Raw genomic sequence first — 13,518 nt, forward strand, 5'->3', positions numbered from 1 at the left:
AGGACTGTTTCTATGATCGGGATTGTAGACTATGGAATGGGCAATCTGTTTAGCGTGAGCAAGGCTCTTGAGCGATTAGGTGCCGACTATTTTTTATCAGGCGAAAAGGAAGAGCTTCTTCAAGCAGATGCCTTAATTCTTCCGGGAGTCGGTTCCTTCCGTGATGCAATGGAGCGTCTGCAGGTAGACACGATAAAAGAATTTGCTGCTTCAGGTAAACCGCTTCTTGGTATTTGCCTGGGAATGCAGTTATTGTTTGAAGACAGTAATGAAAATGGCTATACAAAAGGGTTAGGCTTGCTACCAGGAAGTGTTAGACGCTTTTCTGGAGAGACGGCAGAAGGCGAGCTATACAAGGTTCCGCATATGGGCTGGAATCGACTTGAATTTGTCCAATCCTCTCCACTTTTGAAGGGTTTAGAAGAAGATTATGTATACTTTGTGCATTCTTACTTTGTAAACGCAGAAAACTCTGATGTTCTGTTGGCACAAGCTGACTATCACGAGAATGTTTCAGCAGTTGTTGGACTGGGAAATATCTATGGCATGCAATTTCATCCTGAAAAAAGCAGTAAGCTTGGAATGGCTCTGCTAAAGAACTTTTTACAAATGGTGGACGAAAGGAACTTGGTACGATGAGTATTACAATTTATCCAGCGATTGATATGCGCGGCGGTAATTGCGTCCGTCTCTTACAAGGTGATTATAATCAGGAAACCATTTACGGGGATTCCCCTTTTGATATGGCAAGACGCTTTGCAGCGGATGGAGCAGCATGGATTCACATGGTCGATCTTGATGGAGCAAAGGACGGCAAGCGGGTGAATGACCGTTTTGTCATTGAAGCTGCTAGAGAGCTAGAAGATGTTCGGATTCAAATTGGCGGTGGAATCCGTTCTGAGGAGGATATCGTTCATTATTTAGAAAATGGGATTAGTCGTGTAATTATTGGAAGTATTGCGGTCTCCAACCCGGAGTTTGCGATTTCTATGATTCGGAAGTATGGCGGTCAGATTGCGGTAGGGATTGACGCGAAAAATGGCTATGTTGCGACACATGGGTGGCTGGATACCTCAGAGGTTAAGGCGGTTGATCTGGGTAAGCAATTTGCTGATGCAGGAGCTGAAACCTTTATTTTTACGGACATTGCCACAGATGGTACACTCGCAGGTCCAAATATTGCAGCGACGATTGAACTAGCTGAAATAACCGGAAAAAGTGTCATTGCTTCTGGTGGTGTTAGTAGTCTTATTGATTTAGCGGCGTTGAATAGAACTAGTGTAGAGGGTGCAATTGTCGGTAAAGCCCTTTATGAAAATCGTTTCACTTTGAAGGAAGCGCTGGATGAGGTGAGAAAATGACATTAACGAAAAGAATTATACCTTGTCTAGACGTTAAGGATGGCCGAGTGGTTAAAGGGATCCAGTTCGTCCAGCTTCGTGATGCAGGCGATCCGGTCGAATTGGCACGATTTTATGACGAGCAGGGCGCAGATGAGTTGGTATTTCTTGATATCTCGGCCTCTATAGAAGGACGGAAGACAATGGTTGAGGTGGTTAAAGCCGTTGCTTCAGAGCTTGCGATTCCATTTACCGTGGGTGGAGGAATTAATGCGCTTGAGGATATGAAGAGAATTCTTCGTGCGGGTGCTGATAAAGTGTCTTTAAACACTGCTGCCGTTTTGAATCCAGACTTAATTGCAGAGGGAGCGAGTTATTTTGGTTCCCAATGTATTGTTGTAGCCATTGATGCCAAATACGATGATACCATTGGGACTTGGCGCGTTTATACCCACGGGGGCCGGACTTCGACAGAGTGGAAGGTAATCGAGTGGGCGAAGAAAGCTGCTCAGTTAGGTGCTGGAGAGATTTTATTAACGAGTATGGATAGTGACGGCGAGAAAAGTGGATTTGATCTGGATCTGACCCGAGCGGTTAGTGAAGCAGTTACAATTCCTGTCATTGCCTCCGGTGGTGCTGGAAATGCTGAGCATTTTGAAGATGCATTTCTTCAGGGAAAGGCAGATGCCGCCCTTGCTGCATCGATTTTCCATTATAAAGAAACGTCTGTAAATGAAGTAAAAAGCTATCTGCAAGAAAAAGGAGTGACGGTCCGATGAATGTCCGATTCGATGAAAAAGGGCTTGTACCTGCAATCATTCAGGATGCCGAAACAAAGGAAGTTTTAACCCTAGCCTATATGAACGAAGAATCGTTAGAAAAAACGCTTGAAACAGGCGAGACCTGGTTTTATAGCCGTTCTCGCCAGGAGTTATGGCATAAAGGAGCAACTAGTGGTAATACTCAGTCTGTTGTTAGTATGAAATATGACTGTGATCAAGATGCCATCCTTGTTCTTGTTGAGCCAAAGGGCCCAGCTTGCCATACCGGTGCTGTCAGCTGTTTTTCGCAAGAAGTGGTGGAACGCCGGGCGGGGACACTCGCAGATTATCAGATTTTGCAAACGTTAGAACAAGTGATTTTGCAACGTGAGGTCGAGCGTCCTGAGGGTGCTTATACGACGTACTTGTTTGAAAAAGGCGTCGACAAAATCTTGAAAAAGGTCGGAGAAGAAGCAGCAGAAGTGATCATTGCGGCTAAAAATCGCGATACAGAAGAGTTAAGATGGGAAGCGGCCGACCTTCTTTATCACCTTCAAGTCTTGCTGGTCGAACAAGGCCTGCCATTTAGCGTTATTCTTAAAACGTTGGAAGAAAGACATCAGGGCCAGCAGTAGATGCTGGTCTTTTTTGTGGTTTTGAAGGTGTAAAGTAGAGAATACGTAAAGATTAAAGGAAGTTTTGCCCGTGAGCGGAGATTCAAGGGGAGTAAGGTAAAAACCGACGAGTGGTTTTGCCCGTGAGCGGAGATTCAGGGGGAGTAAGGTAAAAACTGACGAGTGGTTTTGCCCGTGAGCGGAGATTCAAGGGGAGTAAGGTAAAAACCGACGAGAGGTTTTGCCCGTGAGCGGAGATTCAAGGGGAGTAAGGTAAAAACCGGCGAGAGGTTTTGCCCGTGAGCGGAGATTCAGGGGGAGTAAGGTAAAAACCGACGAGAGGTTTTGCCCGTGAGCGGAGATTCAGAGGGAGTAAGGTAAAAACCGACGAGAGGTTTTGCCCGTGAGCGGGGATCCAGGGGGAGTAAGGTAAAAACCGACGAGAGGTTTTGCCCGTGAGCGGAGATTCAGGGGGAGTAAGGTAAAAACCGACGAGAGGTTTTGCCCGTGAGCGGAGATTCAGGGGGAGTAAGGTAAAACCTGGCGAGAGGTTTTGCCCGTGAGCGGAGATTCAAGGGGAGTAAGGTAAAAACCGACGAGAGGTTTTGCCCGTGAGCGGGGATCTAAGGGAAGCAAGGTAAAAACTGACGAGTGGTTTTGCCCGTGAGCGGAGATTCAAGGGGAGTAAGGTAAAAACTGACGAGTGGTTTTGCCCGTAAGCGGAGATTCAAGGGGAGTAAGGTAAAAACCGACGAGAGGTTTTGCCCGTGAGCGGAGATTCAAGGGGAGTAAGGTAAAAAACGGCGAGAGGTTTTGCCCGTGAGCGGGGATCCAGGGGGAGTAAGGTAAAAACTGACGAGTGGTTTTGCCCGTGAGTGGAGATTCAGGGGGAGCAAGGTAAAAACCGACGAGTGGTTTTGCCCGTGAGCGGAGATTCAAGGGGAGTAAGGTAAAAACCGACGAGAGGTTTTGCCCGTGAGCGGAGATTCAAGGGGAGTAAGGTAAAAACCGAATAGAAACTACCGGAAAACAGGGCATTACCGGGAACAAAGTCTAAGGAGTTATGTCCCGGTACTTTACGCCTCTATGTTTATTACTAATAGACTTCGTAATGGGATGCACAGGTAGTCCCCATTTTTTTAAAATGCCTAGAAAGTACTCGCCTGATAGTCTTCCTTGATTTAATAATACTACACCAATCAAATACAATCTCAGTTGTTATGATCTTGTCCGGAAAGAGCAACTTGAGTTCCTTAACACTCCTTAAAACGGATGCATCTACCCCCTCCTTGCAGCCGCACTTCTCACAGCAGAGGGTTTCCTTATTAAAATAGGTTAAAAAAGAATAGCAATCAGGACACACTATCCCTTTCTTCAGCTGATCATATGTGTAAGAAGGTAAATTAGGATAAGGTGATTCTACGATATGCCGGGATATTAATTCTTCGACTAATTGAAAGTACCTATTATTCAGTTTAACGGGTCTTGCATTTAATTTTCTCATAAACCGGTTTAATTGTGTTGGGAAAACGATAGCAAGGTGTTTGGAAGTTGTGTATAAATGGAATTCGGGGTTGTTAAAAATAAGGTGAGGTTCAACAGGGTGTTCGTACCTCAGTTCGTGAAGTAATTTGAGAAGGAGAGTCTCACATCTACTCAACTGATGCAAAGGATTATTTATATTTGGATTTGTATCGGTGTGCCATTTATCACCATCCATATGATAGTCACCTTCGAAGTTTTTAATATCTAAAAGATAAATTTTCTCATAAGCAATGATTAATGTATCAATTTGAAACTTGGAGTTTTGATATTCCAGTAATAAGTCATGAATAACCAGCCAATTGTCGGTAAGATTATCTTTTAACCAAGTATCACTCCGCTGCTCACCCTCATAACCTTTTTGGAGTGTCTTTAACTTTTTAACATGGTCTATCGGTATTACCATTCGAGCATTTAAAAATTTTAAGAGAACTAATACTAAAGGTTCTGGCCGAGGTCTAATAAGCATATCCCACATCCTATTCAATTATTTCAAAAGCACATCTTAATTTTATGAAAAGTAAACAAGATATACAAATGATTATTTATTGAACATTCAGCTATCCGCCATGAAATACCGCCAACCCGCAATAGTCGAACAATAAATTGCAATTGCCATGTCCTTCCCTTCTCGTACAGCCCAAGAATATGGTATACTACATAAGTTGGTTGAGTAATCAACTAAAATTAGTGGATTTAATAAAACTTTCACTAATCGAAGTTTCACTTTAAGAAAGATGGAGGACTTCATGGTTAAAGACGCGAAAGCAAGACTTAATACGGGAAAAATACTGTCGTTTATTCCTACGGGGGAATATTATTTCACGAAGGGTATAAAGGCATACCATCGCCGTGATTTTAAAAAAGCTAAAAAATATATTGAGCGGGCGATGCAGCTGGAACCAGGTGAACCAATGATTACTTGTCAGCTGGCAATCGTGTTAACTGAACTTGGCGAGTTTGACTACTCCAATCGGCTCTTGCATTTAATCCTTGAAGATCTTGATGAAGAAATGGTTGAATGTCACTACTTTTTAGCAAACAACTATGCCCATATGGGGTTTTTTAAAGATGCGTATCATCATGCAAAAATTTATATAGAGATAGATCCGAATGGTGATTTCTTTGAGGATACCATGGATCTGCTTGATCTTTTAACATTCGAGTCGGATATTGAGGAAGAACTTTACGGACAGGATGATTTGATTGTTAAACAAGAGCAGGCGCGTGATTTATTAGAATCAGGCTATTTTCCAAAAGCCATTGAATTGTTAAATGATGTGGTGGAGGAATACCCTGAATATTGGTCAGCCTACAATAACTTAGCTTTGGCTTATTTTTACCTTGGAAAAGCTAAAAAGGCAGACGGCATTTTAAATGATGTTCTTGAACGTAATCCAGGGAATCTTCATGCTCTCTGTAACAAATTGGTTTTTGCCCATTATCAAGGGAAAAGTCGGAACATAAAAAGTATGAAAGAGACGTTGAAAAAAATCCAGCCAATTATCACTGACCATCAATTTAAGCTTGGTGCGACCTTTGCATTAGTTGGAGAGTATGAGCTTGCTTATTTCTGGTTAAAGAAGCTGTATAAAAATGGTTTTGAAGGCGACGGTCCTTTTTATTATTGGCTTTCTCATTCAGCGTATTATACCGGGTATGAGAATTTTGCTAAAACGATTTGGAAAACGGTATTGGAGATCAGTCCTGACAAGGAAGGTTATGAACCTTGGAATGTAGACCAGCCGCAGGCTAACGGTTTTGAAGACCATTCAGGATCAATTTTTCAAAAGTTGGAAAGTGACTATATTGAAGAGCGTTTATTCGCCATCTTCCTAGCATCTGTTTCAGGGAAAATTGATGAAATTTCCACTTCGAAGCGCTTTTATCAGAATCAGAAGTTGACAAAGATGGAGAAGGAGTATGTTTCTTTATTAAAATCAGGAATGCCATCTTCACTTAAGGATGCTCAGGAAATTGCTGAAATGCTTTATCAGAAGCACCACCCGATTGGTACTATAGAGTCTGGTTTATATTTAATGTGGTTTGCAGTCTTTGTTGAAATGTCAAAGTCGAGTATTCGCTTAAATAATAAACAGGCTTGGGCCGGTGCGATGGAATACGTATGGTACAAAACGAGTAATGAAAAGGTGTCACAACAAGAAGTTGCCAATCGCTACGGATTATCTTCAGCCACAATCGGCAAATATGTAAAAATCGTGAACAACTACCTGCATTTAAGCAGATAAATGGACTATATTACGATTGTTTTATACGATTAGGTAGGGAATACTACACTTAATCGTATTTTTTTAGGAGTGAAAAGATAATGTCTGAAGAAAAAATTTATGATGTCATTATTGCTGGTGCTGGTCCTGCTGGGATGACAGCAGCTGTTTATACTTCTCGTGCAAACCTTTCTACCTTAATGCTTGAGCGCGGTATGCCTGGCGGTCAAATGGCTAACACGGAAGATGTTGAAAACTATCCTGGATTTGAAACGATCCTAGGGCCTGATTTATCTACAAAAATGTTCGAGCACGCTAAAAAATTCGGTGCTGAATATGCATATGGTGACATAAAGGAAATCATTGATCATGGTGATTATAAAGAAGTTGTCGCAGGATCAAAAAAATACAAGGCATACTCCATTATCATTTCTACAGGTGCTGAATATAAAAAACTTGGCGTTCCTGGTGAAAAAGAACTTGGTGGCCGTGGTGTTTCCTATTGTGCAGTTTGCGACGGGGCTTTCTTTAAAGGTAAGGAATTATATGTAATTGGCGGTGGAGACTCTGCTGTTGAAGAGGGTGTATATTTAACACGCTTTGCGACTAAGGTGACCATTGTTCACCGCAGGGACCAGCTCCGTGCGCAGAAGATTTTACAGGATAGAGCGTTTGCTAACGAGAAGGTAGACTTTATCTGGAGTCATACAGTGAAATCCATCAATGGAAAAGACGGCAAGGTTGGGAGCGTCACAATTGTTTCAACTGAAAATGGTGAGGAACGTGAGCTTCCGGCAGATGGAGTGTTCATTTATGTTGGTATGGTACCATTATCAAAGCCTTTTGAAAGCTTAGGTATCACCAATGAGGCGGGATATATCGAAACGAACGAACGGATGGAAACAAAGGTAAAAGGAATTTTTGCTGCAGGTGATATCCGTGAGAAAACACTTCGTCAAATTGTAACAGCAACAGGGGACGGCAGTATTGCTGCTCAAAGTGCTCAGCACTATGTGGAGGAACTGCAAGAGGAACTGAAAGCTAAAAATTAAATCTCTGTGCAAGATTTACCAAAAAGTAATTCAACTGTAACAGTGATGAAATAATAATAAGGTACAATGAATTTAGGAATTGACCCCCTTTAACAATATATTTTGGTGCACAGGCTTTAAAAGCCTGTGCTATTTTTTTGAAATTTTTACATAGGAATCTGATTTCATTGTGACCCTATCTCAAAAATAGTATAATAAAAAGAATACCTATTACGATTGATTAATTTGCGTTAACTTTATATAGAGGGTGAATGTTGTGCAGCGAGTCACCAATTGTGTATTAATAAGAGATGACCAAATACTATTATTAAAAAAACCACGACGAGGCTGGTGGGTAGCACCTGGAGGCAAAATGGAGCAAGGGGAATCTGTTAGAGATTCCTGTATCCGTGAATTCCGTGAAGAAACAGGTATTTATTTAAAGAACCCCCAATTAAAGGGCATTTTTACCATTGTAATGAAGGAAAATGATCAAGTTACTTCTGAATGGATGATGTTTACGTTTGTCGCTACCGAATCTGATGGAATTCGTTTTGAAGAATCAGATGAAGGAAAACTGGGATGGCATAAATTGGACCAGCTGAAAGACCTGCCAATGGCAGCTGGTGATTATCATATTATTGATTACATGGTTCATGGGAATGGGATTATTTATGGCACATTTACTTACACACATGATTTTCAACTAATCAGTTATCGATTAGATCCAAGTTAAGAGGGGGAACGATTATGAGTACCGGTACAGTGAATGAGACACAAATGGTCATTATAACGGGGATGTCAGGAGCGGGAAAAACAGTAGCTATTCAAAGTCTGGAGGATTTGGGTTTTTTCTGTGTAGATAATCTGCCTCCTACGCTATTACCTAAATTTCTTGAACTTATGAAAGAATCCGGGAATAAAATGAATAAAGTAGCATTAGTTATGGATCTAAGAGGAAGGGAGTTTTTTGACCACTTATTTAAAGCCCTTGACGACCTTGCTGAAACATCATGGGTGACACCAAAAATTCTTTTCTTAGATGCAGATGACGCTACTTTAGTAAGAAGATATAAAGAAACGAGACGTTCACACCCACTGGCCCAGGCTAGTTCACCACTAGAAGGGATTAAACTTGAGAGGGAACTTCTAGAAGAGATGAAGGGAAGAGCCCAACTTATTTATAATACGTCTGAAATGAAGCCTCGTGAATTACGTGAAAAAATATTATCTGAGTTTACCTTGAATAAAAAATCTATCTTTACCGTCAATGTCATGTCATTTGGATTTAAACATGGAATTCCAATCGATGCTGATTTAGTTTTTGATGTGCGTTTCCTGCCTAACCCTCATTATATCGAACATATGCGTCCTAAAACCGGATTAGAGCTAGAGGTCTCCTCCTATGTTCTAAAGTGGAATGAAACACAAAAGTTCCTGGAAAAGGTAACGGACTTACTCGGGTTTATGCTTCCACATTATAAACGGGAAGGAAAAGCACAGCTTGTGATTGCGATTGGATGTACAGGTGGACAGCATCGTTCTGTGGCGCTGGCAGAATACATTGGGAAATTCTTTGAGAGTGACTACAAGACCTGTGTATCACACCGTGACATTGAGAGGAGAAAGGAAAAAACAACATGATAGAGTTAGCACAGCCAAGAATCGTCATTATTGGCGGTGGAACTGGGTTACCGGTTTTGTTAAGAGGATTAAAACAATATCCTGTTGACATAACTGCCATTGTGACCGTTGCGGATGATGGCGGTAGCTCTGGAAGATTGCGGGATGACTTGCACATTCCACCGCCAGGCGATATACGAAATGTACTAGCGGCCCTATCTGATGTTGAACCGCTGGTTGAAGAAATGTTCCAGCATCGTTTTAAAACATCAAATGAATTATCAGGTCACTCACTAGGGAATTTGATCCTAGCAGCGATGACTTCTATTACAGGTAATTTTGTTCATGCAATACAAGAAATGAGTAAAGTTTTAAACGTTCGCGGAAAGGTTCTTCCTGCTGCAAATCAAAGTGTCGTGTTACATGCAGAAATGGAAGATGGGACGGTTGTTTCAGGAGAGTCAAAAATCCCTTACTCGGGTAAAAAAATTAAAAAAGTGTTTTTAACACCAAAAGTTATCCGGCCGCTGCCTGAAACGATTCAAGCTATTAGGCAGGCAGACTTGATTATCATTGGACCGGGTAGTTTATATACGAGTATATTGCCTAATCTCCTAGTTCCTAAACTAGGAGAAGAAGTTTGCCGTTCGCATGCAAAGAAAGTATATATCTGTAATTTAATGACCCAGGCTGGAGAAACGCATGGATATAAGGCGAGTGACCATATAAAAGCAATTTATGATCATATGTCTTGTGGGTTTATTGATACCATTCTTGTAAATAACGAGGAGGTTCCTGCAGACATCCAGCTTCGCTATAATGAGGAACTTGCAGACCCTGTCCAGTATGATCTTCCGCTGTTATTTGAGCTTGGTCTTGAAGTGGTTCATGCGGATATTGCCATCCAGGAAAAGGGCGCACTCAGACACGATCCGAAAAAAGTGGCAGAAATATTATATAATTTGCTAATTATTGAAACCAAAAAGCGCTATGAAGCGTATTGAATAATACCCGGTACGAAAAGCGAAAGCGCCTTGTTCAGCCCCGACCTGCTCATCGGAAAAAAAGTCCACTGTTTGACTTTTATTGCCGATGAGCATTTGACCTCGAGGGGCAGGCGCTGGAGCTAGACAGGGAAGGGGGTGGCGGAGTGTCTTTCGCTTCGGAAACAAAAAAAGAATTAACAAACTTGGAAGTGAAAACGTGCTGTGTTCAAGCCGAACTTTCCGCTCTAGTCCGGATGAATGGATCTCTGTCCTTTTCCAATCGAAAATTAATCGTCGATATTCAAACCGAGAATGCGGCGATTGCCAGAAGGATTTACACACTCATAAAGAAGAGCTATGATGTCCCCGTTGAGCTATTGGTTAGGAAAAAGATGCGACTGAAGAAAAACAATGTTTACATTGTGCGTTTATCCCAGAGGACAAAAGAAATTTTGGAAGATATGAAAATCCTCGGTGAAGGATTTACCATTATCCATGATATTTCAAGTCAGTTGGTAAAAAGGAAATGTTGTAAGCGTTCTTATCTGCGTGGTGCTTTTCTAGCTGGAGGTTCAGTCAATAATCCAGAAACGTCATCTTATCATTTGGAAATTGCTTCGCTGTATAAGGAACACAATGAGTCTTTATGCGAATTAATGAATACCTTTGGATTAAATAGTAAAACGCTTGAACGTAAAAAAGGTTATATAACGTACCTTAAAGAAGCAGAGAAAATCACTGAGTTTCTCAATATTGTTGGGGCTGTTAATGCCCTGTTGCGGTTTGAGGACGTCCGTATTGTCCGCGACATGAGAAACTCTGTAAATCGCCTTGTTAACTGTGAAACGGCCAATTTGAATAAAACAATTGGAGCCTCTATTAGACAAGTTGAAAATATCCGCTACATTAATGATACAGTTGGCTTGCACCTATTACCTGATAAATTACGGGAAATTGCCGAACTGCGCTTAGCATACACAGATGTAACATTAAAAGAGCTTGGAGAAATGGTGTCTGGCGGAACGATCAGTAAATCAGGAATTAATCATCGATTACGAAAAATAGACGAGTTTGCAGAGAAATTAAGAATGGGTGAAATTGCAACAAAAAAATAGAGTAAAAACAACCTTGAGGAGGATTTATACAATGGTGGAGAAACAGGTGGAAGTAAAATTGAAAACAGGTCTTCAAGCCCGCCCGGCTGCATTGTTTGTTCAGGAAGCTAACCGGTTTTCTGCGGATGTATTTTTAGAAAAAGACGGAAAAAAAGTAAACGCGAAAAGTATTATGGGCCTTATGAGCCTTGCGGTAGGTTCAGGAGTAGTGGTAAATATTATTGCTGACGGCGATGATGAGGAAAATGCACTCGTGGCTCTAGAAGAGTTTGTTCAAAAGGAACAATAACATAAAAAGGGTTTGGCTAAGCAGCCAAACCCTTTTTTATAAAATTAAAGAAATATAACATTTTCTACTTTGAGAATTGTCCAGCTCCAGCGCCCAGCGGCTAGTGTCCTTCGCTCTTCTCCCTACGATAAGTCAACAACGAATCGCAAAAAGCACTCTTCGTGTTTCCTTTATCTCAGGAGAAGACTCCAGGTTATACGCCGCTAAACGGGGCGATTGCGCTTTTCTTTTCTTTTCTATTTCTTTTTCTTTTCTTCCAAGAAATTACGGGTGATGATGTGATCAACCAATCCATATTCTTTCGCTCTTTCGGCTGTCATGAAGTTATCACGGTCGGTGTCTTTGCTAATAACCTCCATTGGCTGACCTGTACGTTCAGCTAGAATGCCATTTAATTTTTCGCGAAGGAATAAAATACGCTTAGCGGCAATTTCAATCTCTGTTGCCTGCCCTTGTGCTCCACCTAATGGCTGATGGATCATAACTTCAGCGTTTGGCAATGCGTAACGTTTACCCTTCGTACCTGCAGCAAGTAAGAAGGCTCCCATTGATGCGGCCATACCAATACAGATGGTTTGTACATCTGGCTTGATAAATTGCATAGTGTCAAAGATTGCCATACCAGCTGTGATGCTTCCGCCTGGGCTGTTAATATAAATGGATATATCCTTTTCTGGGTTTTCGGCTTCAAGGAATAACAATTGTGCTACAATTGAGTTGGCAACATTATCATCAATACCACTGCCCAGCATAATAATGCGATCTTTTAATAGGCGTGAGTAGATGTCATAGGCGCGCTCTCCGCGGTTTGTTTGTTCGATAACTGTAGGAATCAAATTCATTATTCTTCCTCCTTTGGGTATGAAAGGTTTTTATAATATGTATAGTAATCATACACTGATGGTCAATTAAGGTCAAACAATTCGCTCTGTAATTTGTTCGACAACTTTCCCTCTTACATCATAACCATTCCTGACATAATTTAACCTTGCAATGTTTTAAATCATATCATATAATATGAAAGTCGTTATTTATCTATGCGCTCGTGGTGCAACGGATAGCACGTAAGATTCCGGTTCTTAAAATGGGGGTTCGATTCCCTCCGAGCGCGTCATCAAAGCCTCCTGTTACTTGTTAACAGGGGGTTTTTATTTTTGCTGGCCGTGTTGTTTCAGGGGGAGTAAGGTAAAAACCGACGAGTGGTTTTGCCCGTGAGCGGAGATTCAGGGGGAGTAAGGTAAAAACCGACGAGAGGTTTTGCCCGTGAGCGGAGATTCAAGGGGAGTAAGGTAAAAACTGGCGAGTGGTTTTGCCCGTGAGCGGGGATTCAAGGGGAGTAAGGTAAAAACTGACGAGTGGTTTTGCCCGTGAGCGGAGATTCAGGGGGAGTAAGGTAAAAACTGACGAGTGGTTTTGCCCGTGAGCGGAGATTCAGGGGGAGTAAGGTAAAAACCGACGAGAGGTTTTGCCCGTGAGCGGAGATTCAGGGGGAGTAAGGTAAAAACTGGCGAGTGGTTTTGCCCGTGAGCGGGGATTCAAGGGGAGTAAGGTAAAAACTGACGAGTGGTTTTGCCCGTGAGCGGAGATTCAAGGGGACTAAGGTAAAAACCGACGAGAGGTTTTGCCCGTGAGCGGGGATCCAGGTGCTTCGCTTTCCGCAGGAGGCCCGGGGGGACTCCTCGGCACTAAAGCGGAGGGCACTGAAGAACTTCCGTTTTTTATATTTTATAAATAAGGAAAAGGCATTATGGATGAAAAAAGACAAAAAAAAGCAACTTCCTACCGAAATTCGAAGGGAAGTTGCTTATACCTCTGCCTATTTCCTATTCTTTTTCATTAAGAAGTTTTATTATCCGTTTGAGATTGACAGCGAATATGGTTGTGGCTCCTTGAATTTCCATACCAAATAAACCCGAGGATTTGGCTGTTTCAAAACCGTGCCCATGCTTGAGTTCACTATTTTTTGCTTCAATTTTATAGCGGTTTTTT

General features: G+C 41.8%; 13 protein-coding genes, 1 tRNA gene and 1 pseudogene. 12 read left to right on the forward strand and 3 right to left on the reverse strand.

All coding sequences use genetic code 11. From position 1 onward, the window contains the following. Nucleotides 1-12 precede the first annotated feature (12 nt). The 4 genes from hisH to hisIE are packed head-to-tail and all read left to right on the forward strand — an operon-like array spanning nucleotide 13 to nucleotide 2,736. The gene (hisH, locus tag BTR25_RS15370; RefSeq protein ID WP_075688947.1) at nucleotides 13-639 is read left to right on the forward strand and encodes an imidazole glycerol phosphate synthase subunit HisH; all 627 of its coding nucleotides are present in this window, start codon (nucleotides 13-15) and stop codon (nucleotides 637-639) included. Then, nucleotides 636-1,361 carry a 1-(5-phosphoribosyl)-5-[(5-phosphoribosylamino)methylideneamino]imidazole-4-carboxamide isomerase gene (gene hisA / locus BTR25_RS15375; protein WP_075688933.1) on the forward strand — a complete coding sequence of 242 codons (726 nt, stop codon included), beginning with the start codon at nucleotides 636-638 and terminating at the stop codon, nucleotides 1,359-1,361. Before hisH ends, hisA begins: the two co-directional genes overlap by 4 nt. Next, nucleotides 1,358-2,119 (forward strand): imidazole glycerol phosphate synthase subunit HisF, encoded by a 762-nt coding sequence (hisF, locus tag BTR25_RS15380; RefSeq protein ID WP_075688934.1) that lies wholly within the window; start codon nucleotides 1,358-1,360, stop codon nucleotides 2,117-2,119. Before hisA ends, hisF begins: the two co-directional genes overlap by 4 nt. Then, nucleotides 2,116-2,736, forward strand: a complete 621-nt coding sequence (gene hisIE / locus BTR25_RS15385) for a bifunctional phosphoribosyl-AMP cyclohydrolase/phosphoribosyl-ATP diphosphatase HisIE (protein WP_075688935.1) — start codon at nucleotides 2,116-2,118, stop codon at nucleotides 2,734-2,736. The genes hisF and hisIE overlap by 4 nt, the downstream gene beginning before the upstream one ends. A gap of 1,075 nt (nucleotides 2,737-3,811) precedes the next feature. Here the strand turns inward: hisIE and BTR25_RS15390 are convergent. Beyond that, the gene (locus BTR25_RS15390; protein ID WP_075688936.1) at nucleotides 3,812-4,726 is read right to left on the reverse strand and encodes a nuclease-related domain-containing protein; all 915 of its coding nucleotides are present in this window, start codon (nucleotides 4,724-4,726) and stop codon (nucleotides 3,812-3,814) included. Between the two features lie 280 nt (nucleotides 4,727-5,006). Between BTR25_RS15390 and BTR25_RS15395 the strand changes: the two genes are divergently transcribed. From BTR25_RS15395 to BTR25_RS15425, 7 genes are all read left to right on the forward strand, one after another. After that, nucleotides 5,007-6,506, forward strand: a complete 1,500-nt coding sequence (locus tag BTR25_RS15395; protein WP_075688937.1) for a tetratricopeptide repeat protein — start codon at nucleotides 5,007-5,009, stop codon at nucleotides 6,504-6,506. Nucleotides 6,507-6,586: 80 nt separating this feature from the next. Beyond that, entirely contained in the window at nucleotides 6,587-7,537 is a 951-nt protein-coding gene (trxB, locus tag BTR25_RS15400; RefSeq protein WP_075688938.1) for a thioredoxin-disulfide reductase, read from the forward strand. Nucleotides 7,538-7,793: 256 nt separating this feature from the next. Further along, the gene (locus tag BTR25_RS15405; protein ID WP_075688939.1) at nucleotides 7,794-8,252 is read left to right on the forward strand and encodes an NUDIX hydrolase; all 459 of its coding nucleotides are present in this window, start codon (nucleotides 7,794-7,796) and stop codon (nucleotides 8,250-8,252) included. Nucleotides 8,253-8,266: 14 nt separating this feature from the next. After that, nucleotides 8,267-9,160, forward strand: a complete 894-nt coding sequence (gene rapZ, locus BTR25_RS15410; protein WP_075688940.1) for an RNase adapter RapZ — start codon at nucleotides 8,267-8,269, stop codon at nucleotides 9,158-9,160. Further along, on the forward strand, nucleotides 9,157-10,143 hold the full coding sequence (locus tag BTR25_RS15415; protein ID WP_075688941.1) for a gluconeogenesis factor YvcK family protein: 987 nt from the start codon (nucleotides 9,157-9,159) through the stop codon (nucleotides 10,141-10,143). Before rapZ ends, BTR25_RS15415 begins: the two co-directional genes overlap by 4 nt. A gap of 146 nt (nucleotides 10,144-10,289) precedes the next feature. After that, nucleotides 10,290-11,240: a DNA-binding protein WhiA gene (whiA, locus tag BTR25_RS15420; RefSeq protein ID WP_075688942.1), complete on the forward strand. Its 951-nt coding sequence runs from the start codon at nucleotides 10,290-10,292 to the stop codon at nucleotides 11,238-11,240. 31 nt (nucleotides 11,241-11,271) lie between these two features. Beyond that, nucleotides 11,272-11,529, forward strand: a complete 258-nt coding sequence (locus BTR25_RS15425; protein WP_075688943.1) for an HPr family phosphocarrier protein — start codon at nucleotides 11,272-11,274, stop codon at nucleotides 11,527-11,529. Nucleotides 11,530-11,765: 236 nt separating this feature from the next. Here the strand turns inward: BTR25_RS15425 and clpP are convergent, their stop codons facing one another. Then, nucleotides 11,766-12,371, reverse strand: a complete 606-nt coding sequence (gene clpP, locus BTR25_RS15430) for an ATP-dependent Clp endopeptidase proteolytic subunit ClpP (RefSeq protein WP_075688944.1) — start codon at nucleotides 12,369-12,371, stop codon at nucleotides 11,766-11,768. 197 nt (nucleotides 12,372-12,568) lie between these two features. Here clpP and BTR25_RS15435 point away from each other — a divergent pair. Beyond that, nucleotides 12,569-12,640: transfer RNA gene (locus tag BTR25_RS15435), tRNA-Arg, on the forward strand. 712 nt (nucleotides 12,641-13,352) lie between these two features. Here BTR25_RS15435 and BTR25_RS27160 read toward each other — a convergent pair. Then, nucleotides 13,353-13,518 (reverse strand): annotated as a pseudogene (locus BTR25_RS27160) (IS5/IS1182 family transposase); the annotation flags it as partial.

The sequence above is a fragment of the Bacillus sp. MRMR6 genome, assembly GCF_001940785.1.
Lineage (GTDB): Bacteria > Bacillota > Bacilli > Bacillales > Cytobacillaceae > Neobacillus.

Bases quoted from the DNA above. Each gene is read 5' to 3' on its own strand.
- hisH (WP_075688947.1), top strand. From the start codon at position 13: ATGATCGGGATTGTAGACTATGGAATGGGCAATCTGTTTAGCGTGAGC.
- hisA (WP_075688933.1), top strand. From the start codon at position 636: ATGAGTATTACAATTTATCCAGCGATTGATATGCGCGGCGGTAATTGC.
- hisF (WP_075688934.1), top strand. From the start codon at position 1,358: ATGACATTAACGAAAAGAATTATACCTTGTCTAGACGTTAAGGATGGC.
- hisIE (WP_075688935.1), top strand. From the start codon at position 2,116: ATGAATGTCCGATTCGATGAAAAAGGGCTTGTACCTGCAATCATTCAG.
- BTR25_RS15390 (WP_075688936.1), bottom strand. From the start codon at position 4,726: ATGCTTATTAGACCTCGGCCAGAACCTTTAGTATTAGTTCTCTTAAAA.
- BTR25_RS15395 (WP_075688937.1), top strand. From the start codon at position 5,007: ATGGTTAAAGACGCGAAAGCAAGACTTAATACGGGAAAAATACTGTCG.
- trxB (WP_075688938.1), top strand. From the start codon at position 6,587: ATGTCTGAAGAAAAAATTTATGATGTCATTATTGCTGGTGCTGGTCCT.
- rapZ (WP_075688940.1), top strand. From the start codon at position 8,267: ATGAGTACCGGTACAGTGAATGAGACACAAATGGTCATTATAACGGGG.
- BTR25_RS15415 (WP_075688941.1), top strand. From the start codon at position 9,157: ATGATAGAGTTAGCACAGCCAAGAATCGTCATTATTGGCGGTGGAACT.
- BTR25_RS15425 (WP_075688943.1), top strand. From the start codon at position 11,272: ATGGTGGAGAAACAGGTGGAAGTAAAATTGAAAACAGGTCTTCAAGCC.
- clpP (WP_075688944.1), bottom strand. From the start codon at position 12,371: ATGAATTTGATTCCTACAGTTATCGAACAAACAAACCGCGGAGAGCGC.